This window comes from Rhodoferax sp. GW821-FHT07G04 (genome assembly GCF_059418585.1).
Window position 1 is genome coordinate 575342 of record NZ_JBWKQD010000001.1, and the last position, 23563, is coordinate 598904.

The 23563-nt window shown below is 62.8% G+C and carries 23 protein-coding genes; 14 read left to right on the forward strand and 9 right to left on the reverse strand.

Annotated features, from left to right (window positions below):
• The first annotated feature begins 105 nt into the window (after positions 1-105).
• Positions 106-996 (forward strand): EamA family transporter, encoded by an 891-nt coding sequence (locus AC07OO_RS02610; protein ID WP_495080493.1) that lies wholly within the window; start codon positions 106-108, stop codon positions 994-996.
• On the opposite strand, the gene argP is transcribed toward AC07OO_RS02610, so the two are convergent.
• Complete coding sequence (gene argP, locus AC07OO_RS02615; protein WP_495080494.1) at positions 985-1896, reverse strand: HTH-type transcriptional regulator ArgP; 912 nt, start codon at positions 1894-1896, stop codon at positions 985-987. The genes AC07OO_RS02610 and argP overlap by 12 nt on opposite strands.
• A 119-nt stretch (positions 1897-2015) precedes the next feature.
• Here argP and AC07OO_RS02620 point away from each other — a divergent pair, with 119 nt between their 5' ends.
• Positions 2016-2684, forward strand: coding sequence for a LysE/ArgO family amino acid transporter (locus AC07OO_RS02620; protein WP_495080495.1), 669 nt, complete (start codon positions 2016-2018; stop codon positions 2682-2684).
• A gap of 5 nt (positions 2685-2689) precedes the next feature.
• Here the strand turns inward: AC07OO_RS02620 and AC07OO_RS02625 are convergent, their stop codons facing one another.
• Positions 2690-3373: a TetR/AcrR family transcriptional regulator gene (locus tag AC07OO_RS02625; protein ID WP_495080496.1), complete on the reverse strand. Its 684-nt coding sequence runs from the start codon at positions 3371-3373 to the stop codon at positions 2690-2692.
• Positions 3374-3467: 94 nt separating this feature from the next.
• Here AC07OO_RS02625 and AC07OO_RS02630 point away from each other — a divergent pair, with 94 nt between their 5' ends.
• On the forward strand, positions 3468-3827 hold the full coding sequence (locus AC07OO_RS02630; protein ID WP_495080497.1) for a DUF1304 domain-containing protein: 360 nt from the start codon (positions 3468-3470) through the stop codon (positions 3825-3827).
• A gap of 19 nt (positions 3828-3846) precedes the next feature.
• On the opposite strand, the gene AC07OO_RS02635 is transcribed toward AC07OO_RS02630, so the two are convergent.
• Together AC07OO_RS02635 and AC07OO_RS02640 are read right to left on the reverse strand one after the other, a co-directional pair.
• Positions 3847-4578, reverse strand: coding sequence for a substrate-binding periplasmic protein (locus AC07OO_RS02635; protein ID WP_495080498.1), 732 nt, complete (start codon positions 4576-4578; stop codon positions 3847-3849).
• Positions 4579-4666: 88 nt separating this feature from the next.
• Entirely contained in the window at positions 4667-5530 is an 864-nt protein-coding gene (locus tag AC07OO_RS02640; protein WP_495080499.1) for a LysR family transcriptional regulator, read from the reverse strand.
• Between the two features lie 101 nt (positions 5531-5631).
• Between AC07OO_RS02640 and bla the strand changes: the two genes are divergently transcribed.
• The 3 genes from bla to AC07OO_RS02655 are packed head-to-tail and all read left to right on the forward strand — an operon-like array spanning position 5632 to position 7482.
• Positions 5632-6567, forward strand: a complete 936-nt coding sequence (gene bla / locus AC07OO_RS02645) for a class A beta-lactamase (RefSeq protein WP_495080500.1) — start codon at positions 5632-5634, stop codon at positions 6565-6567.
• 58 nt (positions 6568-6625) lie between these two features.
• Positions 6626-7039 carry a MerR family DNA-binding transcriptional regulator gene (locus AC07OO_RS02650; protein WP_495080501.1) on the forward strand — a complete coding sequence of 138 codons (414 nt, stop codon included), beginning with the start codon at positions 6626-6628 and terminating at the stop codon, positions 7037-7039.
• Positions 7036-7482, forward strand: a complete 447-nt coding sequence (locus AC07OO_RS02655) for a PaaI family thioesterase (protein WP_495080502.1) — start codon at positions 7036-7038, stop codon at positions 7480-7482. Before AC07OO_RS02650 ends, AC07OO_RS02655 begins: the two co-directional genes overlap by 4 nt.
• 82 nt (positions 7483-7564) lie before the next feature.
• Here the strand turns inward: AC07OO_RS02655 and AC07OO_RS02660 are convergent, their stop codons facing one another.
• Together AC07OO_RS02660 and AC07OO_RS02665 are read right to left on the reverse strand one after the other, a co-directional pair.
• Complete coding sequence (locus AC07OO_RS02660; RefSeq protein WP_495080503.1) at positions 7565-9031, reverse strand: DUF3999 family protein; 1467 nt, start codon at positions 9029-9031, stop codon at positions 7565-7567.
• Positions 9028-11976: a DUF2339 domain-containing protein gene (locus AC07OO_RS02665; RefSeq protein WP_495080504.1), complete on the reverse strand. Its 2949-nt coding sequence runs from the start codon at positions 11974-11976 to the stop codon at positions 9028-9030. Before AC07OO_RS02665 ends, AC07OO_RS02660 begins: the two co-directional genes overlap by 4 nt.
• Positions 11977-12127: 151 nt before the next feature.
• Here AC07OO_RS02665 and AC07OO_RS02670 point away from each other — a divergent pair, with 151 nt between their 5' ends.
• The 8 genes from AC07OO_RS02670 to AC07OO_RS02705 all read left to right on the forward strand — a co-directional run bounded on the left by AC07OO_RS02670 (position 12128) and on the right by AC07OO_RS02705 (position 20851).
• Positions 12128-13282, forward strand: a complete 1155-nt coding sequence (locus tag AC07OO_RS02670) for an alpha-hydroxy acid oxidase (RefSeq protein ID WP_495080505.1) — start codon at positions 12128-12130, stop codon at positions 13280-13282.
• A gap of 108 nt (positions 13283-13390) precedes the next feature.
• Positions 13391-14323 carry an exopolyphosphatase gene (locus AC07OO_RS02675; protein ID WP_495080506.1) on the forward strand — a complete coding sequence of 311 codons (933 nt, stop codon included), beginning with the start codon at positions 13391-13393 and terminating at the stop codon, positions 14321-14323.
• On the forward strand, positions 14323-15630 hold the full coding sequence (gene dinB, locus AC07OO_RS02680) for a DNA polymerase IV (protein ID WP_495080507.1): 1308 nt from the start codon (positions 14323-14325) through the stop codon (positions 15628-15630). Before AC07OO_RS02675 ends, dinB begins: the two co-directional genes overlap by 1 nt.
• A 388-nt stretch (positions 15631-16018) precedes the next feature.
• Positions 16019-16294 (forward strand): hypothetical protein, encoded by a 276-nt coding sequence (locus AC07OO_RS02685; protein ID WP_495080508.1) that lies wholly within the window; start codon positions 16019-16021, stop codon positions 16292-16294.
• Positions 16295-16381: 87 nt separating this feature from the next.
• A complete protein-coding gene (locus tag AC07OO_RS02690; RefSeq protein WP_495080509.1) occupies positions 16382-17242 on the forward strand; it encodes an enoyl-CoA hydratase-related protein in 861 nt (286 codons plus the stop codon).
• Between the two features lie 117 nt (positions 17243-17359).
• Complete coding sequence (locus tag AC07OO_RS02695; RefSeq protein ID WP_495080510.1) at positions 17360-19216, forward strand: putative bifunctional diguanylate cyclase/phosphodiesterase; 1857 nt, start codon at positions 17360-17362, stop codon at positions 19214-19216.
• A 6-nt stretch (positions 19217-19222) separates the two neighbouring features.
• Entirely contained in the window at positions 19223-19960 is a 738-nt protein-coding gene (locus tag AC07OO_RS02700) for a hypothetical protein (RefSeq protein ID WP_495080511.1), read from the forward strand.
• 204 nt (positions 19961-20164) lie between these two features.
• Positions 20165-20851, forward strand: coding sequence for a substrate-binding periplasmic protein (locus tag AC07OO_RS02705; RefSeq protein ID WP_495080512.1), 687 nt, complete (start codon positions 20165-20167; stop codon positions 20849-20851).
• A gap of 29 nt (positions 20852-20880) precedes the next feature.
• Here AC07OO_RS02705 and queF read toward each other — a convergent pair whose 3' ends face one another.
• The 3 genes from queF to yaaA are packed head-to-tail and all read right to left on the reverse strand — an operon-like array spanning position 20881 to position 23524.
• Positions 20881-21765 carry an NADPH-dependent 7-cyano-7-deazaguanine reductase QueF gene (gene queF, locus AC07OO_RS02710; protein WP_495080513.1) on the reverse strand — a complete coding sequence of 295 codons (885 nt, stop codon included), beginning with the start codon at positions 21763-21765 and terminating at the stop codon, positions 20881-20883.
• The gene (locus AC07OO_RS02715) at positions 21762-22706 is read right to left on the reverse strand and encodes an alpha/beta fold hydrolase (protein ID WP_495080514.1); all 945 of its coding nucleotides are present in this window, start codon (positions 22704-22706) and stop codon (positions 21762-21764) included. The genes queF and AC07OO_RS02715 overlap by 4 nt, the downstream gene beginning before the upstream one ends.
• Before the next feature lie 38 nt (positions 22707-22744).
• A complete protein-coding gene (yaaA, locus tag AC07OO_RS02720; protein WP_495080515.1) occupies positions 22745-23524 on the reverse strand; it encodes a peroxide stress protein YaaA in 780 nt (259 codons plus the stop codon).
• Positions 23525-23563 lie beyond the last annotated feature (39 nt).

Genomic DNA, 23563 nt, shown 5'->3' on the forward strand with positions numbered 1-23563 from the left:
TTCAGTTTATTCACAATTCCATCAAAACTTCCATCCATTCTGATTTCAAACATATGAATATTTTGCAATTTATAGAAGGCCAAACAAATACCCGTGGGGCGCACCATGCGCGCCATTGATGCAGGCCTGGCGCTGTTGATCACGGCCATCTGGGGGATCAACTTCTCCATCATCAAGTTGGGCCTGGCAACGTTGGACCCTTATTTGCTGGCCGCCATACGTTTTGCGCTGTGCGCGTTGCCAGCCATCTTTTTCATACCCCGCCCGGACGGGGATTGGCGCCACTGGGTGCTCTATGGCCTGCTGTTTGGCGTGGTGCAATGGGGCGCGGTATATGCCGGTATTTACTGCGGCTTGTCAGCAGGCCTGGCCTCGCTGGTGTTGCAGACGGCGGTGTTCTTCACGATGGCGGGCGGTGTGGTCTTCTTCCGGGAGCGGGTGAGCGCGTCTATGCTGGTGGGCACGGCCATCGCCTTTGCGGGCGTGGCCATCGTCTTCTTACGTGCCGATGGCCAGGCCACGCTGTTGGGTTTGGGCTTGGTAGTGGCTGGTGCGCTGGCTTGGGCCGCGGCCAATCTGGTCATCAAGCGTGCCCAACCCCGTCGCATGTTTGGCTTCATGGTGTGGTCCAGCCTGGTGGCACCTCTGCCCTTGCTGGTGTTGTCCTACGTCTTTGCCGGCCCCGATCGCATGGTGCAATCTCTGCGCGGCATCGATGGCATGGCCGTGTTTTCCATTCTGTTCCAGGTCTATCCTACAACCCTGTTGGGCTATGCGGTATGGAACAGCCTGTTGCGCCGCTACCCCGTCTCAAGCGTGGCGCCCATGACCTTGTTTGTTCCGGTGTTCGGCATGCTGGGCTCGGTGCTGATATTTGCAGAGCCGCTGCCTGGCTACAAGTGGTTGGCCATCGCCTGCATATTGGCCGGCCTGCTGATCCACCGCTTTGGCCATGCAGGGTGGCGTTGTCTTGTGCGCAAGCCCTTACGCACCTGACGGCGCGCGCAAAGGCCGGGCCGCAAGCTTGACGGCCTGCGTGAGACGCTGCGCCGAAGCCGGTTCATGCAACCAGTGGTGCCAGTACAGCGGCACATCTACCGCACTACCCGGTAGCATCTCCACTAGCGCTGGGCGACCGCTGCGGGCAACCAGGTGCAGGTCCGACACCATGCCCCAGCCCATGCCGCTGGCCAGTGCGCACTCAAAGGCATCGACAGCCGGTACGAAGTGGCGCGGGTACTGCGGCGCCTGCAAGCCAAAGTGTTGGCGCAAGAAGAGGTCTTGCAAACCGTCCTTGCGGTTGAAGATCACGGCCGGTGTGGCCAGCAGTCGGTGGGGCGACACCGCGCCGGCCTTGGTCTGGCATTTGCGCACCAGGGCCGGTGCGCCCACGCAGCGGTAGCGCATCACACCCAGGGGCTCGGCGACACAGCCACGCATGGCAGTCGCCTGGGTGCTGACACAGGCCACCACGTCACCGCTCTTCAAGGCCTCGTGCGTGTGCTCCTGGTCGTCTATCACCACGTCCAGCAACAGACGGTGGCGTGCCAGTGCAGCCGCCAAGCCAGGCAGCAACCAGCTCGACAACGAATCGGCGTTGACTGCCACGCTGAGGCGTTGCCATGACTCTTTGCCACCCTGCAACGCAACGCTGTCGGACAGCAAATCCGCCTCCATCAGGCGCAGTTGCTTGGTATGGGCCAACACCGCCTGACCGGCCACCGTGGCACGCACCGTCTTGCCGCGCACCAGCAGGCGCCGGCCCAGCGCGGTCTCCAGACCCTTGATGCGCAGGGAGATGGCGCCCAACGTCAGGTTCAGCGCGCTGGCAGCGGGTGCAAAGCCGCCGTGCTCCAGTACGGCAGCCAAGGCCTCCAGTTGTTTGCCGTCAAGCATGGGATTTACTGCTTTGATTAAATATTTTTAAACCAATATCAGTTTAATTTAATAACATTTTCAATAAACAGCAAGGCAGCCATAGTCGAGGCATCAACACGTCTCACGCTACGGCTTCTATGACCGCCTTCGCAACCCTCAGCCCTTTGGCACCCGCCTTCAACGCCGGCCTGGCCTTGTGCTTGTCCCTGATCATGGCCCTGGGTGCACAAAACACGCACGTGATACGCATGGGGCTGCAGGGCCAGCATGTGCTGTTGACCGTGGTGCTGTGCATTGCGTCCGACATGGTTTTGATCGCGCTGGGGGTCTTTGGTGTAGCCCAGCTCGGCGGCCTATCGGCCACGCTGAAGGCGGCGCTGATCGGTGGTGGCGCGGTGTTTCTGTTGGTCTACGGGGCACAGGCCTTTGCGCGCTTTCGCAAACCGGTTGCAGGCGCCGGCTCACTGGGCACAGCGGCCGGAGGTGCCGCAGGCGCACTGCCCATGAGCCGACGCCAGGCCATAGGGGCGGCGCTGGCCTTCGCCTGGCTCAATCCCCATGCGTGGCTGGACACGGCCGTGCTGATAGGCTCCGCATCCCTGGCTTGGGGCACGCCCGGCAACGCGGCTTTTGGAGCCGGCGCCGCGACAGGGTCGGTTATCTGGTTCGGCGGCCTGGGCTTGGCCGTTTTCTGGCTGGGTCAGCGCCTGGGCAAACCATCAATCTGGCGGGCATTGGATGGCCTGGTGGCACTCATGATGTGGGGCACCGCGCTGGTGTTGTTGTGGGGGCTGGCCTCTCCCTAACTAGGCTAGGCGGCGATGTTGGCCCGCATGCCGCCCAGCATCGCATGCACCAGTTCGCGCGTCTCGCCCAGTGCGACCTGCCCCTCATCCTCGGGCTGGTGGGCCAGGGCTTCGACGGCGCCATAGAGCAGACCCAGGATCAGCCGCGCGCGCAGGCGCACATCGCCTGCCGGCAAAAAGCCCAGCGATTGCAGCGTGCGCACGGTTTGCACCATGGCGCCCAGGCCGTGGCGTTCGCGTATCTCCAGCCAGGCTTGTGCGCCCAACACTGCCGGCGCGTCGGTCAGGCCGATGCGGCGCCCCTCGGGGTTCAGGCCGGCCTGCAGGAACACGTCAATCGCCGCCATGAAGGCCTGCCAGGCATCAGCGCCACCGGCCAGGGCCTTGACTCGGGCAGCGGCCGTCAGTTGGACCAGACCCTCGTCCAACTCTTCGGCCACTGCAGCAAACAGGCCTTTCTTGTCGCCGAAATGGTGGTACAGCGCGCCGGTGGTGACGCCGGCCTCGGCGCAGATGGTGCTCAGCGCAGTGGCCTCATAGCCCTGCTGGCCGAACAAGCGGCGACCCACGGCACGCAATGTGGCCTGGGTGGTTGCGGCGTTGACCTTGCGGCCGTCTGCCGTGCCGACGGTGGCTGCCAGCGGAGTCTCAGGCGCTTTTGACGAGACAGGCCGAGTAGAACGATTCATGTTCTGTCGCATAGGTGACTTTTAAACATAACGTAATTATGTATTCTTCAGGTTTCGCAAATCGTACTCCACTTTTCAACCAAGGACCACCACCATGTTGCTCGCCGCCCAAGTACTCACCGGCCTCGTATTCCTCATCCATGTCTACATCGTGCTGCTGGAGACCGTGCTGTTTGAGACCCGCGGCCGCAAAGTGTTTGGGCTGACGCAGGAAAAGGCCGACATCGTGCGCCCCGCCATGTCCAACCAGGGCTGCTACAACGGTTTCCTGGCTGCGGCGCTGGCCCTGGGCTTTCTGTTGCCCGATGCAGCCACCGGTCGCGCCTTCACGATCTACGGCCTGGCCTGTGTGGCGGTAGCCGGCATCTGGGGTGCGGCCACGGTGCAGATCCGCATTTTGTTTGTGCAAACGGTGCCAGCCGTGCTGGCCCTGGCCGCACTATTCCTGGCTTGACCAGCCGACGCTCAACGCATCAAAGACTCACCCCGTACTTGGCATAGATACGGGTGATGGCGCCCGAGCGCTTCATGGCGACGATGGCATCGTCGAGCTTGGGTAGCAAGGCTTTCTTGCTGGGGTGTACACGCATGGACACGTCGAACGAGCCCAGCACGTCGCCCAGGACAAGGTCGCTGTACTTGGGCGTGTCGCGGATCGTGTACTGGGCGACCGCCTTGTTGATCAGTATCTGGTCTATGCGCCCGCCGGCCAACATGGCCAAAAGCTGGATTTCGTTGATGGCGTCGGCCCGGTGCACGGTTCCGTTGTCAAACATCTCGCGCAGATCCGGATAGGCATAGCCCCGCACCAGGCCTATCGTCTTGCCGCTCAAATCTCGGGGCGCGCTCACCGGCACATGCTTGCCCGGGGCGAACACCAGCACATCCACCACCTTGCCAAACGGCACGGAAAACAGGCCCGGCACTTTTTGCTTGTTCACCCAACCGGGAAATACCCCGGGCTCCATGTCAATTTCGCCGATGTCAAACTGTCTGGCAAGCCGCGGGTAGGGAAAGTAGAGGATTTGAAAGCGATGCCCGGTGGCCTTGCTCAACTCGTCGAGGATGTCCTGGTAGATACCGGACTGTTCGCTCTCGATCATCATCGGCGGGTAGTTGTAGAAACCGACCTTGAATGTGTCGGCGTGCGCGTTGGCGAACCATCCGGCAAGCACACAGCACGCCGCGAAAACAAGCTTTTTCATCTAAGCCCCCAATGCCATGGGTTGACTCTGCAACTATTGTTCAGCGGCCTGCCAAAGTCAACCACCTCAACCAGGCTTTGGAGCCTGGCTACACCACCGCCAGCAACCAGGTCCGAAACGCCAGCATGGCGGGCGTAGGCTCCTTGGACAACAGCCGCGTAAGCCAGTAACCACCCACATCCACGGCCAGATCAAAGGGCTGGGTCAGGCGGCCCTGCTGCAGCTCCCGCGCAAACATGCAGGGCGGCGCCAGCGCAACGCCTTCGCCAAACATGGCTGCCTGCACCATGATGGCCGAGGCATCGAACAGCGGGCCGCGCGGCGTGACGCCTTTGACGCCTGCCGCGCGCAGCCAGGCCAGCCAATCCTGGCTGCGGTAAGAGCGCAGCAGGCGCAGGCTGCGCAGGTCGTCGGGCTGGCGCAACTGGTCCAGCAAATCGGGGGCACACAGCGGCGACAAGGGCGCCGCCATGATGGGATCGGCCTGCACGCTGCGCCAGGCGCCATCGCCAAACTGGATCGCATAGTCCAGGCCTTCGGCCGACAAGTCCACCTTGTTGTTGTGGGTCATCAGGCGCAGCTCGATGCGCGGATGCGCGGCCCGAAAGCGCCCCAGCCGCTCCAACAGAAACCCCAGCGCAAAGGTGCCCACCACGCCCACAGTCAGCACCTCCATCGGCCCACCCTGCTTGCAGGCATCCAGTTGGCGCTCAATGCGGGCAAAGCTGTCAGCCACCGTGGGCATCAAGGCCACGCCTTCGTCGGTCAACACCAGGCCGCGCGCCGTGCGGCGAAACAGGGGTCGGCCAATATGGTCTTCCAAGGCCTTGACCTGGTGGCTGACCGCCGCCTGGGTCACGCACAGTTCGTCGGCGGCGCGGGTGAAGTTCAGATGCCGTGCAGCCGCATCAAAGGCCCGCAAGGTGTTCAGTGACAAGTTGCCCAATGCCATTTAGATCCCCAATAAAAGTATGGACTCATGCCAAAAATCATAGCTTGTACAAATGCTGCAAGTCGGAAGAATGCGGGTCTTCTTCACCAGGAGTCCATACTATGCATATCAACCCAAACATCACCCGGCGCCACGCCCTGCAATGGGCCGCATCGGCCACCGGACTGTGGGCCGCAGGCACCACGTGCGCACAAGCCATGCAAATGCGGCCATCCACGGCCGATACCGCCCAGGCGCTGGCCAAGCTGGAGCGCAGGTCGGGGGGGCGCCTGGGTGTGGCCATCTTCGACACCGCCAGCGGCCAACTCGTGGGCCATCGCCTGGGCGAGCGCTTTGCCATGTGTTCCACCTTCAAGCTCCCGCTGGCGGGTGCCATCCTGCGTGAAATCGACCAGGGTCGGCTGCAAGGTGACCAGTGGGTGGCCTATGGCCCGGCCGACATGGTGTCACACGCACCCGTCACGTCGCAGCACCTGGCGCAAGGCGGCATGACCGTGGCAGCGTTGGCAGAGGCTGCCCAAACCACCAGCGATAACCCCGCCGCCAACTTGTTGCTCAAACTGATCGGTGGCCCGGCCGGCTTCACCGCCATCTTGCGCACAGCCGGCGACACCACTACGCGGCTAGACCGCTTCGAGCCGGAGCTCAACCTCGTCACCGGACAGGATGTGCGCGACACGACAACCCCTGCTGCGATGGCCCGCACCACGGCCCACATGCTGACCAGCGATTGGCTGTCCGGAACGTCACGCGAGACGCTGATAGCCTGGATGGTGGCCACAACCACCGGCAAACGGCGCCTGCGTGCCGGCTTGCCTGCAGACTGGCGCACGGGCGACAAGACGGGCACCGCGATGGCACCCGGCATGCGCGACAAGTACAACGATGTGGCGATCGCCTGGCCGCCGGGTAAGTCGCCGTTGGTTGTCACTGCATTCCTGGAAACCCGCAATTCGCACGCAGACATACGCAACGAAGACCAGGCCGTGCTGGCCGAAGTAGGCCGCATTGCAGCCCGTTGGAGCCACGAGCTGTAACCGGTGCGACAGGCCGCAAACCTTAGTGCAGCACCAGGCTTGCTAGTCTTGTGGCCTTATGCAGATATCCGAACTTGCCGAGCGCTGCGGCGTCACCACCCACGCGTTGCGCCACTACGAACGCCTGGGTCTGCTGCGCCCACTGCGCCACGCCAACGGTTACCGCGACTACAGCGAAGCCATGCGCCGCGAAGTGGTTTTCATCGCGATGTCGCGCAAAGTGGGCATCTCGTTGCCCGCGATTGCCGAGCAACTGCCCGCCTACCGCGCGGGGCGCCTGACCATTGCCGACATGGTGGATGCGCTGCGGGACCGCGTGAAAGACATAGACCGGCAGAAGGCCGAACTGGAGGCCCAGCGTGCAGAGGTCGTGTCCCACATCGCCTGGCTGCAAGCACAGCAAACCCAACAGAAGACACCGGCATCCCGCAAACCCTTCCCCAACCCCAACCGCAAAAGGAATACGCCATGAACACTGTCACCACCCCCTCCACGTTTGACGCGCTGGAACGCATGGTGCTGTCCATGCCCATGGCGCGCACGCTGGGTTTGCGCTTCATCCGCAATGCGCCTGGCGAGGTGGAATTGGAAATCCCGGTGCAGGAGGCCTTCACCTTCCGGCCCGGTCAGCTGCAAGCCACGCCCGTTTTTGCGATTGCCGACTTTGCCGCGGTAGCCGCGGCCGGCACCCTGTTGCCGCCGGGCTGGATCAACGCCACCGTGGACGCCACGCTCAAACTCGTGGCGCCGGCCAAGGGCCGGGCGCTGCGGGCACGGGGTCGCGTCGTGGATGCAGGCAAGCTGCTGACGGTGTGTGCCGCGAACGTCTATGCAGTGGCTGAGTCCGGGCAAGAGACGCTGTGCGCAACGCTGCTGGGCACGGCGCGCAACATCGACATGAATGCAAAATCGTGACGGTCAGCCGCGAATCGCTACCAAATCAGGAGCGGCATACGCATATTTGACGAGGGCTAGCGGCATATTTTCCAAATGTCGACTAACGCTGGGCACCTGCTTGGCGCATCAACACATACGCCACACGGCCCAACGCAAGCACCCCCACGCCCAGCACCAGCCACAGCAGTAGGGTGCGCAAAGAAACCCCCTCGGGCAGCCACGAAGCCGCTCCGCGGTTCAACCTGCCATTGGTCTGCGTCTGCACCACCGCGTTGGACACAGTAGCCAGCGGCAGCTCGGCCAGCTTGGCCGGCGTCACCGACCCCAACAAAGAGGCATCCACCGCCGCTGCGGCTGTGTGCGGCCGGCCCACTGCCAACGTAAACGGCCCGGCACCCGATGCCAAAAAGGCCACTTGCAGTGGTGCGAATTCCACCGTTGCCTGCAAGCCACCGTCGGGCAGCGTCAGCCCCTTGCCGGCCTCCACCCGCAGGCTGTAGAGCGATGCACCCCGCAGGGCCGTGGCTGGGTTGCTGCCGCTTTGCCCTACACCGTCCAGGCGGTACACCACGCTGGACGCCAAATTGCGCCAGGGCTGTGCGGCCTCGGCACGCCCCAGTATGCGCACCGGCACCAGGCTGTTGTTTTGCACGGCCTGCAGATGCAGGGCGGCGATAGGGGTTGCAAAAGGCAGCGTCCACTGCAAGGCATTGCTGCCGTCGGGCGCGCCCGGCGGCAAGGCAGCATGCAGAGACGCCGCGGCTGTTTGCGACGCGGCGACCGTGCCTATCAAAGCCCGCAGCTTCACGCCGGCTTGCCCCGGCCAGGCCAGGCGCAGATAACGCCCCTGTACCGACAGCGGTTGCAGCAGCTCCAGCGTGGTGTTGGCCGGTGCATCGGCACCGTCAAACTGAAACAGCGGCCCCTTGGTGGCCACCGGTGTCCATTCCTGCAGATCGGTGCTGGTCGCCAGGTTCATGTGCACCAAAGCGTTGTGCGGCATGTCGACCACCAGCTCCAGGGCGGACAGGTTTTGCTTCTCGGCCCGCAGATCGAACAAGGCGGCTTGCAGGGGCTGTGCGGCCGCATCGGCTGCGCTGGTTTTCATATCGGCGCGGTCCCAGCGCACCCAGGCACTGCTGCGCTGGCCGGCCGTGTCCACCTGCACCTCGACCGTACCGCGGGCAGGCTTGCCATCCGTACCGGTGGCAAACAGGGGATAGGCCTTGTAGCTGTTGGTTTGTGCCAAAGGCGCGGCGCGGTTCAGGTCCGCACCGCCCAGCAGGGCAAAGGGCACGACGGCGCCCGCGGCGTTGAACACCCGCACATCGTTGGCAGCACCACTTTGCATGTTCAACAAGGCCTGCACCGGCACATCGACCCGGGCCAGGCTGACACCCGCTGGCAGCGCCAGGTTGGCACGCCAGGCAAAGTCGCTGGCCTGTGGCGCGTCGGCCGCTTGGGCCTCTACTACGACAAAGCCACCGGCCAACACCAAAGCACAAGCAGCGACAGTCCAAACCCGCCGACGCCCCATCGCCACCACCGTCGATACCCCACCTCTCATGCTGTCTCCTGTTTGCTGTTGTTCTCTTCATCACCAGCCGCAGCCACTGCCACTGGTGGAATCGGCGCGAAGTAGCCGACCACGAGCATCAGCACGCCCACCGCAATGAAGGCCACGATGCGCTCCGAGCCGCCCCGGTTGGACAAGTCCACCAGGAAGAGCTTGGCCACGGTCAGCCCCAACAACGCAGCGCCCCCGGTCCACAGCGGCCGTGCGTGGCGGCGGTGCGCCACCAGCATCAACGCCATGGCCAACAGTGTCCACAAAATGGAATAGCCCGTCTGCACCAGGAAGGATGCAAACAGGCGGTCCGCATCCCATGGCACACCGGCCCAATGGTGCACGGCGCGCAGCCATACGGTGTTGACGGCAATGAAACCCAGACCCGCCAGCACCAAGGTCCAGCGCGGGCTCTGCATGCCCGCCGGCACGGCAAGGGCGCCAATACCACCGCCGCGCACCCGCGTCAGCCACAGTGCGCAGCCGCCCAAGGCCAGTGCCACGGTGATGTCCGTGGGATTGAGCAAAGGCACATAGGGCAAGGGCCTGGCATTGCCATCAGAATGCACGGCCACCAGCAGCGCACCCAGTGCCACCAGTGCGGCCAAGGGCGCGGCCGCGCGCCACAGGTAGGCATGGGCAAAGCGGTCCAGCGGCCAGCGGGTGCGCAGCGGCCCTTGTGGCGCATAGAAGGCGGGTTGGGCCAAGCCCAGCAGCACCAGCACACTGGCCACCAGGAAGATCACACTGGCCCAGGCCGTGCCTTGCAATTGGGCCTGTTGCACGGCCCACACCAGCAGATTGCCCACCAGCAACACCACCAGCCAGACGCCGCCGGTGTGCACCCACGACCACCAGCGCTGCGGTGCCAGGCTGTCCAAGTGCTTGAGCGTGGCGAAGTGCAGGCCCAAGGCCAGCGGCCACACCAGCCATCCCCAGGATTCCAGCACGTGGTGCAGCGTCATCACACCCTGCAAGGCCACCACCAGCATGACGGGCAGTGAGAACCAAGCCGGAGTAGCCGCAATGGTCCAGGGCCGAGGACGGCTGGGCAGTGCCCAGCGGTGGGCCAGCCAGGCAGCGCCCAACCATGCCAACATCTCCAGGTAGAACTGCAGGCTGTTGCCGAACACCGGTTCCCACATCCCGCTCGCATTGAGCGCACCGCGTTCGATCTCGTGGCCCAGTGCAAACTGCGCCCACAAAAAACCCACCCAAAACAGCACCGGTGACAAGCCATGCTCCAGCGCCACAAAGGGCGTGACCGCCGGCATGTCCGGCGCCACATCCCCCGAACGCGACCAATAGGCGATGGCCAAGGCCGACAACGACAACAACACCGCACCGATGAAGGCCGGGTTGGCAAGGGGCCACGGCGAGGCCTGCACCACCTCAAACGATTTCATGAAACTCAGGGCCGCGAACAACTGCAGGGCTAAGCCGGCTAGGCGTGCCAGCCAGCGGTCTTGGCGCTGGCCCATCCAATACACGGCGGCCCCCTCGGCGGCCCACACGGCCGATGTCCATCGGGCATCCAGCGCCAAGGGCACGGCCAGCGTGACAAAGCCCATGCCCAAAGCGACGAAACACTCGGCCAGCCATTGGCCCACACCGGTGTCCTTACGCTTCAGCGCCCAGGCGCCTAGCGCCAGGTAGATGCCACCCATTGCCAGTGATGAAAACGCAGTGGCGTACTCCACATCGTGCACCAAGCGGGCCTGCAATCCAAAGGCCACCAGCGGCAGGCCAAAGATCAGCGTGGCGTCAACCGCCTGTTTGGGCTGCAGCCCATGGCGCGTGGCGTACAGCAGACTGGCCACGAGGTAGAGCACAAAGAAAGCGATCAGAAACGGCTCCGTACTGGCCAGTTGCTCCGGCTGGTACTTCAGCACACCCCAGACCGTGGCCACGCCAAAGGTCGCAAAAAAACCCAGCAGGTTCAGCGCGCGCCAGGCCTTGAGCCAGGCCACGGCAGCAATGGCCCCACCCAGCAGCAGGTAGTAGCTGAACAGGCCGACATGGTCACCCTGGCCGGTGGAAAGCAAGATGGGCGCGGCAAAGGCGCCAGCAAAACCGATGAAGGCCATGGCCATGGCGTTCTGCAGCAGCGCAATCACCGTGGAGAAGACGCACACCAAGGCCAGCACCGCAAAGGCCGCGCCCGCAGGCAAGAACTGGTACAGCCGGAAGGCCGCAAACACCGTCAGGTATAGCACCCCAACGCCTGCGCCCTGCAGGCTCAGCGCATAGGCCAGGCGGTCGGGCTGGCGGACCCGTAACTTCCAGCCAAAGACAAACAGGCCAATGCCGGCAGCGGCGATGGTGGCCAGGCGCAACTCGGGCGGCAGCATGGCGTTGTCGATCGCGTATTTGGCCAAGAAGGCCAAACCCACAAACAGCACCAGTATCCCCATGCGCACGATGGTGTTGCCGCCCAGCAGCCAGCCCCGTGCCGCCTCGAAAGCGCGGCTCAGGTAGTCGGGTGCCAGCACTGCGGGGAAATCGGGTTCCGCTTCGGGTTTGTTGGCGTCGGTCGGCAAGGCGCCGGGGTGCGTCTGGTGGAAGTCCGAATGCACACTGGACAACTCGGCCGGCACGTCCTTGGCCACCTTGATCGGCAGGTCCACACTCCAGTCGGTTTGCGAGACGGGATGTGCCGCGGCAACAGCAGCCGGGCTTGCTGCGACAGCAGCTGCAGCGGCAGCCGCCACCGGCTCCACCACCCGCTCGGGAGGCGCGGGGGCAACGGGGGTCTGCAGCACAGTCGCCTGGTGCTCGGCCATCACATCCAGCGTGGCCTGGCGGGCCACGGTGCGCACCGCGCGGCGCAGCGTCATGCCGGCCACGGCGCCGAACACCGCGCCCAGGAACAGGCCAAAACCTTCGTCGTGCCGGTCCATGCATAGGCCCAGAATGGCGCCCCAGACTGCACCCCATAAGACCATGAGCCTGCTCCTGTGATTGAGTTTGATCGAACCTGTTGGCCCGGCGCAGTCTAGCCCATGTTGTCAAATAATTTCAAACCCGTCACGCCGGATTTCACGCCGCGGCCTACGGGAGCGGGCTACCATCTTTCCCCATACCAGGAGACCCGCCATGCCCACCATCACCAACATCGAAGACCTGCGTCAACTCGCCCAGAAACGGGTGCCCCGCATGTTCTACGACTATGCCGATTCCGGCTCCTGGACCGAGGGCACCTACCGGGCCAATGAGTCGGATTTCCAGAAAATCAAGTTCCGCCAACGCGTGGCCGTCAATGTGGACAACCGCAGTACCACCAGCACCATGGTCGGCCAGCCGGTAGCCATGCCGGTAGCGCTGGCGCCCGTGGGCCTGACCGGCATGCAGTGTGCCGATGGCGAAATCAAGGCCGCCAATGCGGCCAAGAAATTTGGCGTGCCCTTCACGCTGTCCACGATGAGCATCTGCTCAATTGAAGACGTGGCCGCCGGCACCGGCAACCACCCCTTCTGGTTCCAAGTCTATGTCACGCGCGACCGTGGCTTCATCGAACGCCTGATCGACCGAGCCAAGGCGGCCAAATGCTCGGCCCTGGTGCTGACGCTGGATCTGCAGATCCTGGGCCAGCGCCACAAGGACATCCGCAACGGCCTCTCCGCTCCGCCCAAGCTGACGCTGAAGAACATTGCCAACATCATGACCAAGCCGCAGTGGGCGCTGGGCATGCTGGGCACGCAGCGCCGCGGTTTTGGCAACATCATCGGCCACGTCAGCGGTGTGGACGACATGGGTTCGCTGTCCGAATGGACGTCCAAGCAGTTCGACCCCACGCTGAACTGGGCCGACGTGGCCTGGATCAAGGAGCGCTGGGGCGGCAAGCTGATCCTCAAGGGCATACAGGACGTGGAAGATGCGCGCCTGGCGGTGGCCACCGGTGCCGATGCCATCATCGTCTCCAACCACGGCGGGCGCCAGCTGGACGGCGCCGAGTCATCGATACAGGCCCTGCCCGCCATCGTGGACGCGGTGGGCAGCCAGATCGAAGTGCACATGGATGGCGGCATCCGCAGCGGCCAGGATGTGTTGAAGGCCGTGGCCCTGGGCGCCAAGGGCGTCTATATCGGCCGCTCCTTCATCTACGGCCTGGGCGCCATGGGTGAGGCCGGCGTCACCAAGGCGCTGGAGATCATCCACAAGGAAATGGACGTCAGCATGGCGCTGTGCGGCAAATCCAGCATCGCGCAGGTGGACAAAAGCATGCTGCTGCCGGGCAGCTACCCTGGCTGACGCAACGGGCGCGCAGATCGCAGGGGAATACCCATTTGGTCTTTTTTTTGCGTTAGGATGAACTGTTTTTCATCCACCTGAACTGCCAGCCAAGCAAAGGACCTTTCCATGACCGCAAGCAAATTCCGTCTGGTGACCCGCAGCGACTTTGATGGCCTGGTCTGCGCGGTATTGCTCAACGAGCTGGACCTGATAGACGACATCAAATTTGTCCACCCCAAGGACATGCAGGACGGCAAGATCGACATCACCAGCCGCGACATCACGACCAACCTGCCCTATGTGGCGTCGGCCCATTTGTCCTTTGACCACCACGAGTCGGAAACCATCCGCAACACCGGCGATCGGCCCAACCACATCATCTCGCCCCACGCCCCGTCGGCCGCGCGCGTGGTGTATGACTACTACGGCGGCGCCAAGGCCTTCCCCAATATCAGCCTGGACATGATGGCCGCGGTGGACAAGGCCGACTCGGCCCAGTTCACGCACGACGAAATCCTGGAACCCACCGACTGGGTGCTGCTGAACTACCTGATGGACTCGCGTACCGGCCTGGGCCGCTTCCGCGATTTCCGCGTCAGCAACTACCAGCTGATGATGGACCTGATCCAATACTGCCGCAACCACGGCATCGACGAAATCCTGCAACTGCCCGATGTCATTGAGCGCATCGACCTGTACTTCGACCACACGGCCCGCGCCCGAGAGCAGATGGAGCGTTGCGCCACCGTGCACAAGAACCTGGTGGTGCTGGACCTGCGCAACGAAGAGACCATCTTCGCTACCAACCGCTTCATGATCTACGCGATGTACCCGCAGTGCAATATCTCCATCCACGTGCTGTGGGGTGTGCAAAAGCAGAACACCGTGTTCGCCACCGGCAAGTCCATTCTGGACCGCAGCAGCAAGACCCATATCGGCGAGCTGATGCTGCAATACGGCGGCGGCGGCCACAATGCAGCCGGCACCTGCCAGGTCGATAACGAGCAGGCGGACGACGTGTTGGGCGCCTTGATCAACCAGATCAATTCCGATGGTTGATGAAGTCGGTGCGGCGCATTGCCCACCTGGACATGGACGCGTTCTACGCGTCGGTGGAGTTGTTGCGCTACCCGCAGCTCAAAGACCAGCCGGTCGTCATCGCCGCGGGGCGCAAGGCGATACAGGATGCGCTGGAGGTCTTGCGTGCGCAAGACCTGGCCAACGCAGACCCGTCGGAGCCTGAGCCCCCCTGGGACGAAGCCGCGCAACGCGCGGCGCTGAAACGCATTCCCCTGGAAGCCTTTGCCCGGCTGCACAGCTACACCGGGCGCGGCGTCATCACCACCGCCACCTACCCGGCGCGCCAGTTTGGCATAGGCTCTGCCATGGGCCTGATGAAGGCCGCCAAGCTGTGCCCACAGGCGATTCTGCTGCCGGTGGATTTTGACGAATACCGCAAGTACTCCCGCACCTTCAAACGCATCATCACCGACATCGCACCGCTGATGGAAGACCGCGGCGTGGATGAGGTGTATATCGACTTCACCGACGTGCCCGGTGGCCAGCGCGAGGGTGGCCGGGTGCTGGCCCGGTTGATCCAGAAAAGCATCTTCGAGGCCACAGGCCTGACCTGCTCGGTGGGTGTAGCGCCCAACAAGCTATTGGCCAAGATGGCCAGCGAATTCAACAAACCCAATGGCATTGCCATCGTCTACGAAAGCGATATCGAGACACAGATCTGGCCCCTGGCCTGCCGCAAGATCAACGGCATTGGCCCCAAGGCCGATGAGAAGCTGAAGAGCCACGGCATAGAGACCATAGGCCAACTGGCCGCCAAGGATCTGCAATGGCTGATGGACACCTTTGGCCAGCGCACCGGCGCGTGGATGCATGCGGCATCCCACGGCCGCGACGACCGGCCCATCGTGCTGGAGAGCGAGCCGGTCAGCATCAGCCGCGAAACGTCTTTCGAACGCGACCTGCACGCCGTGCGCGACAAGGCCGAGCTGGGAGCCATCTTCACCCGCCTGTGTGAACAGTTGGCCGCCGACCTGCAGCGCAAGGGTTATGTGGGCAAGACCATTGGCATCAAGATCAAGTTCGAGGACTTCACCGCCGTCACGCGCGACATCACGATAGAACACCACATCAACGATGCCAAGGAGATACGCCGCGTGGCGGGCCAGTGCCTTAAGCGTGCGCCGTTACAGAAGCGGCTGCGGTTGCTGGGTGTTCGGATGGGTGCATTGCTGGGTGCCGAGGAGGCTATGGCACTTAAGGAAAAACAGCCGGTAGCCCTTGTTGATACTGATAATTCAGCTATTGAATTGAGAGCATCCGAGGATACGACGGGGTGGCTTTTTTAGTTGCTTTCATCTGTACTTCTGGACCCGCGTGAGGCAGGCATAGGCCTTTTGCTACGTGTCCCCCGCCCGCTGCGCGGGCTCCTCCTTAACCTCCGCAAAAGGCCTATGCCTGCCTCCCGCTGCGAACACGGTGGTTGACATGCACACGTTGCATAAACACACCTCCTGAGGGTCAGGGTGGGTGGGTGTTTTGCGCAGGTTAAGGAGGAGCCCGCGCAGCGGGCGGGGGACACGGAGCAAAACATCCGCCCACCCTGATCCGACGCGACAGGGAGCCTACCAACACCCAAATGCCATTGCCAGGATCAAACGACGGATCAACACGCTTTCAAGCCCTTGACTTTAACTTACGCAAAACTTACAGTAATTTCTCAACCGGGAGATTGCCATGTTTGCACCCGCAGTACCCTTCTCCGAACTCCAACGCATACGGCAGTGGCACGTGGACCATGCCCAGGACCACCCCGTGGAATACCAGTTGTGGGACGCGGTGCTGACGCTGTGGTTCATGGGCTGGGTGGGGTGGCTGCCCACCTTTGTGCTGGACGCCTGGTGGGGCGGACCGCTGTGCCTTTTGGGCATGCTGGCGCCGCGCATGTACATCAGCTGGCGCGCCCGTGCGCAGACGCAGAACCGGGTGCGCTGTGATTGGCTGGAACACTGAATCCCCCGTATAGCGACTACACCGCCACCACGCCAAGGCCGCAAATCGGTGACAGTTGCAGCTGACAAACTGCCGTACAGTTTGCCCATGACTACCTCCTCGACTCCCCCTACCCTCTCCTGCTTCTCGCTGACCACCAGCAACCACGTCGCCCACCTTGTGCTGAACAAGCCCGAGGCGATGAACACCATGCACCCCACGTTCTGGCGCGAGCTGGACGCGGTGCTGACCCACCTGCACCAGGACGGTAGCGCGCGCGCCCTGGTCATCAGCAGCACCGGCAAGCACTTCAGCGCCGGCATGGCGCTGGAGACCTTTGCCGGTGCCATCCAGATGGATGACAAAAGCCCCGAAGGCCGCGCCGCCGTCTTCGACATGTTGGGCGACATGCAGGCTACCTTCACCAAGCTGGAAACCTTGCGCATACCGGTGATCGCGGCCATACAGGGCGGCTGCATTGGCGGTGCGGTGGACATGGTCACCGCCTGCTGCATCCGCTACGCCACGCCGCAGACCTTCTTCTGCATCCAGGAAATCAACATCGGCATGGTGGCCGACGTGGGCACGCTGCAGCGCCTGCCCAAGCTGATCCCACTGGCCGTGGTCAAGGAACTGGCCTACACCGGCCGGCGCTTGGGTGCCGACCGCGCGCTGCAGTACGGTCTGGTCAATGCCATCTTTGAGTCCGAAGAAGCCATGCTGGCCGCCGCGCTGCAGTGCGCCGCCGAGATCGCGTCCAAGCCCCCGGTCGCCATCTGGGGCACCAAGCAGGCCATCCACTACGCACGCGACCATTCCGTGGACGATGCGCTCAAACAAATGGGCTGGCTGCAGGGTGCCATCTGGAGCAACCGCCACGTGATGGAGTCCGTGAAAGCCATGAAGACCAAGGGCACCGGCGACTTCCCGGCACTGACCCCGCTGACCCGTTTTGCAGATTTGGGCTAAATAGTTTTTTCCTAAGCATTCGCCTGTCCCCCCACATCTCGGGGCCTGTACAAATCCCCCGAATCGTGGTTTCATGCGCGATGGTCCCGGGTACGCAACCCGGCGGGGGATACTTGCATGCAAAAAAATCCGGCCAAGCCGCCGCCGGGGCAGCAACACCTGCCCGCGTTGGCGCACGGCCTGCCTACTTTCTGCTTTGCCAAAGATGCGCAAAGCCGCTGCCTGATGCTGCACAAGGTGTGCGGCTGCGCCACCGCCGAAGCGCAAAACGCCTGCCATGCCGACCACGCTTCACTCCAGGAAGCCGCCTTGCATACGCTGAGCATTCTGGACAATATGCTGGACGGCGTGCTGACCATCGACAAGCGCGGCCAGATCGAATCCGTGAACAAGGCGGCCATCAAGCTCTTTGGCTACACCGCTGATGAGTTGCTGGGCCACAGCGTGGCCATGCTGCTGCCCGAGCCCTACAGCGGCGAGCACGACCAGCAGATGCAGCTGTTCAAAAAGACCGGCTCCAACTATCTCGTCGGCGCGCCGCGCGACATACTCGGCAAGCGCAAGGACGGTAGCCTCTTCCCCATCAGCCTGTCGGTCTCCAAGATCGCCCGGCCCGGCCGCCCCACCTTTGTCGGCGTGATACGCGACATCACACAGCGCCGCCAGCAAGAGGAAGAAATCCAGCGTCTGGCCTTTTACGACCCGCTCACCCAACTGCCCAACCGGCGCCTGCTGCTGGACCGGCTGAAGCAGGCGCTGAAGACCTCGGCCCGCTCCGGCCAGCGCGGCGCGCTGATGTTTCTGGACCTGGACCACTTCAAGCTGCTCAACGACACGCTGGGCCATGACCTGGGCGATGCCCTGCTCAAGCAGGTGGCCACGCGCCTGAAGACCTGCGTGCGCGAAGGCGACACCGTGGCCCGCCTGGGCGGGGATGAGTTCGTCGTGCTGCTCGAAGGCTTGAACCCGGCCGCTGCCGAGAGCGCCACCGATGCCGAGGTAGTGGCCAACAAAATCCTGGCCGCGTTGACCCAGCCCTATGCGCTGCGCTGGCACCACCATGAGAGCACGCCCAGCATCGGCATCGTGGTCTTCAAGGGCGACCAGGAAAGCACCGACGACCTACTGAAAAAAGCCGACCTGGCCATGTACCAGGCCAAGTCGGCCGGCCGTAACACCGCCCGCTTCTTTGACCCGGCCATGCAGGCCAGCGTCAGCGCGCACGCGCTGTTGGAACAAGACATGCGCCGCGGCCTGGCCCGCCAGGAGTTCATGCTGCTCTACCAGTTCCAGGTGGATGCACAGGGTACCGCCATCGGCGCCGAGGCTTTGCTACGCTGGAACCACAGCACGCGCGGCCTGGTGCCGCCGGCGCAGTTCATCCCCCTGGCCGAGCAAAGCAGCATGGGCCAACTGCTAGGCCAGTGGGTGCTGGAAACTGCCTGCCACCAATTGGGTCTGTGGGCCCAGCAGCCTGCCACCGCACATTGGACGTTGGCCATCAACATCGGCCCCAGCCAGTTTGGTGACGAGGGCTTTGTGACCCAGATCGCGCACACACTGCAACGCACCGGCGCCAACCCGCAACGCCTGAAGCTGGAGCTGACCGAGAGCATGCTGATGAACGACAGCGCCGAAACCCGTGAACGCATGCACGCCATCAAGGCCCTGGGCGTGGGTTTCTCGCTGGATGACTTCGGCACCGGCTATTCATCGCTGTTGCACCTGCAGCGCCTGCCACTGGACCAATTGAAGATCGACAAGTCCTTTGTGCACGACCTGCTGACCCAGCCGGGCGATGCCACCGTGGCCCGCTCGGTCGTGGCCCTGGGCCACAGCCTGGGAATGACGGTCATTGCCGAAGGCGTAGAAACCGCCGCACAGCGCAACCGCTTGGCCGAACTGGGCTGCGATGCCTTCCAGGGTTACTTCTTCGGCCACCCGGCGCCAGCCGCCGAGCTGGTGCAGATATAGTCAATCATGCTCTGGAAACTTTCGAAGATTTGTCGTCGTGCATTCATAGGGGCCGCTCTTTTGGGTGCAAGCTCTGCCATGCTGGCGCAGACGGTGGCTTTGCATTACAACTCGCGACCGCCCTATCTGATCGTGCAGGAAGGCCATTTGTCTGGGCTGACGGGGTCTCCGGCCTTTGCGGCTTTCAAAGCGGGCGGCGTACCCTTTGTGCTCAAAGAGACTCCGGCTGCGCGACAGCTCAAAGTACTAAGGGACAACGATGGTTTGGACTGTGCCATCGGCTGGTTTAAAAACGCCGAGCGTGAGGCTTTTGCGAAGTTCACCAAACCGATATACCAGGACGAACCTCAAATCGTTTTGATGGCAATCGAGAACACCAAGATCAAGGCGACGGACACCATTGAAGCGGTGTTGGCAAACAGGGAGCTCAACCTGCTCGTTAAGAACGCCTATTCCTACGGTAAGGGACTCGACGCCCTGATCCAAAAATTGGAGCCCACGCGCCAGACGGTCAGTATTGAAAACATCCAGATGTTCAAAATGGTTCAGGCGCAAAGGGCCGACTACATGTTTACCGCTCCGGAAGAAGCCTCGGTCACCATTCCACTGGCTGGCCTGCAGCCAAGCCAATTCAACCAGATCAGACTGGCAAACATGCCCAAGGGCGAGTACCGCTACATCCTGTGCAGCCACCGGGTGCCGGATGAGACCATTGCCAAGCTCAACGCTGCGATCAAGCCGTAAAGCGCCTGGTGCAGAGGCGAGTGGCCACCAGGTGAAGCAACTCCAGGGTGAAGCCGGCGTGTCTCCGTGAAACTACCGAGTGTTTATTTTTCTGGTCCGCGCCTATAGTGTGTTGCGCGTCTCAATGCTCCTAGTTCTTAACTCAAAGGGGAAACAATGCCATCACACTCCATGCGAAGCAGCTTGTCGCTGCGGATTTTCTTGATGTCGGGCCTGCTGGCCCCAGCGCTTGCATCCGCGCAGATCACACTGCATTACAACGAGCGACCGCCCTATCTGGTGGGCAAAGATGGGCAACTGTCAGGTCTGACAGGCTCACCGGCGGTTGCTGCGTTCAAGGCGGCTGGCGTGCCGTTCACGCTCCAGTCCTCCTCTTCGGCTCGGCAGTTGGCATTGATCAAAGAAAACAAAGGCACAGACTGCGGCATCGGTTGGTTCAAAAATGAAGAGCGGGAGGGCTTCGGAAAATTCACCAAGCCGATTTACCAGGACAAGGCGCAGATCGCCATGACCGCAGCAAAAAATACCAAAGTGAAGGACGGCGCAACCGTGGAGTCCGTTCTGGAAGACAAGGGCATTACGCTGCTGGTCAAACAGGGCTATTCATACGGAAAAACACTGGATGCCATGATTGCAAAACTGCAACCCAAGACCACAGCTGTTACCGTCGAAAACGTGCAGATGCTGCAAATGATCCAAGCGGCACGGGCCGACTACATGTTTGTCGCCCCCGAAGAAGCAGATGGCCTGATCACAGCAGCGGGCATCAGCCCGGCAGAGTTTCGCAAAGCCAATTTTTCCAACGCACCCAATGGGGAAAATCGCTACATCCTTTGCAGCAAGAGCGTCACTGACGAGACCATTGCCAAACTCAACAGCGCGATCAAATAGGTTTCGACCCAATCCCGCTCTGCAAACTGCTACTGCCGTGCCGTACGCACACTGCGCGGCAGCGCCTGCGGATGGCTGGTGCGAAACGGGTTGATGTCCAGCCCGCCGCGGCGGGTATAGCGCGCGTAGACAGTCAGCTGCGTGGGTTTGCAGCGCGTCCAGATGTCCATGAAGATGCGCTCCACACACTGCTCGTGGAATTCGTTATGGTTGCGAAAGCTCACGATGTACTGCAGCAGGCCGCCCTGCTCGATCTGGTCGCCGCTGTAGCGGATCTGCACGCTGCCCCAGTCGGGCTGGCCAGTCACCAGGCAATTGCTTTTGAGCAGGTTGCTGACAAACACTTCCGACACCGGCTGCTCATTGGGCGTGACCTTCAGCAGTTCGGGTGCGGGCGTGTACTGCGTGCATTCGATGTCCAGCCGGTCCAGGTTCAGGCCATCCAGCTCATGCACGGGCTCGCGGTCAAACAGGTCGGTGCCCACCAGGGTGACGCCAATCGTCGCAGGCGCGCGCACCGGCTCACCGGCCGTGCTGCGCCACACCGCCTCGGTGATGTCGGCACGCAGACGCGCCTTGACCGCATCGGCGTCGGCGAAGCGGGTGTTGTTGAAGCTATTGAGGTAAAGCTTGAAGGACTTGCTCTCGATGATATTCAGCGACTCACACGGGATGGTGAAATGCGCCAGCGCCACCTGGGGCTTGCCACGCTGGTTGAGCCAGCTCAACTCAAAGGCCGTCCACATGTCCGCGCCAAAGAAAGGCGCGGCACCGGCAATGCCAATCTCCGCGCGCTTGGCCAGGCGGGGAATGGGGAACAGCAGCGAAGCGTCGTACTGGTCGATATAGGCCGAGCTTTTGCCCAACTGAGACTGCTCGGGAGTGTTGCCGTTGCTATTGGGGGATGTGCTCATGCTGCGACCTTGGTGGCGAGGTAGGGTGCGGGGGGCTCGGCGGCTTGCAGGTGCGGCACCAGTTCGTCCAGCATCAGAGCCACGGGCTCGGGTGGCAGGTCGTGGCCCATGCCGTCAAATCCGACCAGACGCGCGCCAGGAATGCGGGCCGCCGTGTCTTCGCCATTGGCAAAGGGCACCAGCGGGTCGGCGCGGCCGTGCAGCACCAGCGTGGGGCTGGTGATGCTGGTCAGCTGCGCGGCGCGCTTGGTATCCGCCACGATGGCCAGCATCTGGCGCAGCGTGCCCTCGGGGTGGAAGCTGCGCTCCACGCCGCGCAGGATGCGCTCGCGCATATCGGGCTCGGGCACCGGGTAGCCAGGGCTGCCAATGGCCTTGAACAGGCGAACATAGTGGTCCACCACGGCCTCGGGCGCATTGCTTTCGGGGCGCTTGAGCAGCACGCGGGTCACCTCGGGCCGGGCCTGTGGCAGGCCCTTGGCGCCGCTGCTGCTCATGATGCTGGTCAGGCTCAGCACCCGCTGGGGTGCGGCAATGGCCACGCGCTGTGCGATCATGCCACCCATGCTGACGCCCACCACGTGGGCACGGCCCACGCCCAGCGCATCCAGCACACCCAGCGCGTCCTGTGCCATGTCTTCCAGCGAGTACGGTGAGCGCACCTTGCAGCCCAGTTTGTATTTCAGACCGGCCCATACGATGTTGGGCTTGCCCATGTGGTCAAAGTGTTGGCTCAGACCGATGTCGCGGTTGTCCATGCGGATGACGCGGTAGCCGGCATCCACCAGGGCTTCGATCATCTGCGGCGGCCAGGCCACCAGCTGCATGCCCAGGCCCATGATCAGCAGCACGGCCGGGCGGGTGTAGGCGTCGGTGTCCTGGGGGTTGATCTCGGCGGTGTCTTCGACTTCGATGTCGATGCCGTTTGCTTTAATTTTCATAGCAGGTTACGCAGTATTGACGAGGGCTACAGGCCAGTTTAACTAAGTGCCTTGCGGCGGAAGACCATGCGTTCGGGTGTGGACTGGGCTGCGCTCCAGGCATAGCCATCCACATCGAAGGCGCGCAACTGCTCGGGCGTGACCAGTTGGTGGGTGATGGCATAGCGGGCCATCAGCCCGCGTGCGCGCTTGGCAAAGAAGCTGATGATCTTGTACTGGCCGTTCTTCTCATCTTCAAACACGCACTCCACGACGCGGGCCTTCAAGGCCTTGGTATCCACCGCCTTGAAATACTCCTGCGACGCCAGGTTGATGACCACGGGGCTGATGTCGCTGCGCAAGCGGGTGTTGAGGTACTGCGCGATCTGCGCGCCCCAGAAATGGTAGAGGTGGTCCCCTTTGGCATTAGTCAGGCGCGTGCCCATCTCCAGACGGTAAGGCTGCATCAGGTCCAGCGGGCGCAGCACGCCATAGAGTCCGCTCAGGATGCACACATGCGCCTGCGCCCAGGCCAGATCGTCACCACCCAGGCTGCGCGCATCCAGGCCGCCATACACGTCGCCATCGAAAGCCAGCACGGCCTGCCGCGCATTCTTGACCGTGGCCCGCGACGACCAGGCCTGGTAGCGCGCCCCATTCAGCGCCGACAGCGTGTCGCTGAGCGACATCAGCTCGCCAATCTGCAGAGGCGAATACGTGCGCAACAGCGCTATCAGTTCCTTGGATTGCTTGACAAACAGCGGGGCCGTGTGGGGCTGTGGGGGATCGATGGGGGTTTCATAGTCCAGAGACTTGGCGGGCGAGAGCAAAAACAGCATACGGTGGGGATTCGATCAAACAGTCTTCAGGCAGGAGCA

Excerpts from the sequence above, each read along its gene's own strand:
- AC07OO_RS02610 (WP_495080493.1), top strand. The coding sequence starts at position 106 with ATGCGCGCCATTGATGCAGGCCTGGCGCTGTTGATCACGGCCATCTGG.
- argP (WP_495080494.1), bottom strand. The coding sequence starts at position 1,896 with ATGCTTGACGGCAAACAACTGGAGGCCTTGGCTGCCGTACTGGAGCAC.
- AC07OO_RS02620 (WP_495080495.1), top strand. The coding sequence starts at position 2,016 with ATGACCGCCTTCGCAACCCTCAGCCCTTTGGCACCCGCCTTCAACGCC.
- AC07OO_RS02625 (WP_495080496.1), bottom strand. The coding sequence starts at position 3,373 with ATGAATCGTTCTACTCGGCCTGTCTCGTCAAAAGCGCCTGAGACTCCG.
- AC07OO_RS02630 (WP_495080497.1), top strand. The coding sequence starts at position 3,468 with ATGTTGCTCGCCGCCCAAGTACTCACCGGCCTCGTATTCCTCATCCAT.
- AC07OO_RS02635 (WP_495080498.1), bottom strand. The coding sequence starts at position 4,578 with ATGAAAAAGCTTGTTTTCGCGGCGTGCTGTGTGCTTGCCGGATGGTTC.
- AC07OO_RS02640 (WP_495080499.1), bottom strand. The coding sequence starts at position 5,530 with ATGGCATTGGGCAACTTGTCACTGAACACCTTGCGGGCCTTTGATGCG.
- bla (WP_495080500.1), top strand. The coding sequence starts at position 5,632 with ATGCATATCAACCCAAACATCACCCGGCGCCACGCCCTGCAATGGGCC.
- AC07OO_RS02650 (WP_495080501.1), top strand. The coding sequence starts at position 6,626 with ATGCAGATATCCGAACTTGCCGAGCGCTGCGGCGTCACCACCCACGCG.
- AC07OO_RS02655 (WP_495080502.1), top strand. The coding sequence starts at position 7,036 with ATGAACACTGTCACCACCCCCTCCACGTTTGACGCGCTGGAACGCATG.
- AC07OO_RS02660 (WP_495080503.1), bottom strand. The coding sequence starts at position 9,031 with ATGAGAGGTGGGGTATCGACGGTGGTGGCGATGGGGCGTCGGCGGGTT.
- AC07OO_RS02665 (WP_495080504.1), bottom strand. The coding sequence starts at position 11,976 with ATGGTCTTATGGGGTGCAGTCTGGGGCGCCATTCTGGGCCTATGCATG.
- AC07OO_RS02670 (WP_495080505.1), top strand. The coding sequence starts at position 12,128 with ATGCCCACCATCACCAACATCGAAGACCTGCGTCAACTCGCCCAGAAA.
- AC07OO_RS02675 (WP_495080506.1), top strand. The coding sequence starts at position 13,391 with ATGACCGCAAGCAAATTCCGTCTGGTGACCCGCAGCGACTTTGATGGC.
- dinB (WP_495080507.1), top strand. The coding sequence starts at position 14,323 with ATGAAGTCGGTGCGGCGCATTGCCCACCTGGACATGGACGCGTTCTAC.
- AC07OO_RS02685 (WP_495080508.1), top strand. The coding sequence starts at position 16,019 with ATGTTTGCACCCGCAGTACCCTTCTCCGAACTCCAACGCATACGGCAG.
- AC07OO_RS02690 (WP_495080509.1), top strand. The coding sequence starts at position 16,382 with ATGACTACCTCCTCGACTCCCCCTACCCTCTCCTGCTTCTCGCTGACC.
- AC07OO_RS02695 (WP_495080510.1), top strand. The coding sequence starts at position 17,360 with ATGCAAAAAAATCCGGCCAAGCCGCCGCCGGGGCAGCAACACCTGCCC.
- AC07OO_RS02700 (WP_495080511.1), top strand. The coding sequence starts at position 19,223 with ATGCTCTGGAAACTTTCGAAGATTTGTCGTCGTGCATTCATAGGGGCC.
- AC07OO_RS02705 (WP_495080512.1), top strand. The coding sequence starts at position 20,165 with ATGTCGGGCCTGCTGGCCCCAGCGCTTGCATCCGCGCAGATCACACTG.
- queF (WP_495080513.1), bottom strand. The coding sequence starts at position 21,765 with ATGAGCACATCCCCCAATAGCAACGGCAACACTCCCGAGCAGTCTCAG.
- AC07OO_RS02715 (WP_495080514.1), bottom strand. The coding sequence starts at position 22,706 with ATGAAAATTAAAGCAAACGGCATCGACATCGAAGTCGAAGACACCGCC.
- yaaA (WP_495080515.1), bottom strand. The coding sequence starts at position 23,524 with ATGCTGTTTTTGCTCTCGCCCGCCAAGTCTCTGGACTATGAAACCCCC.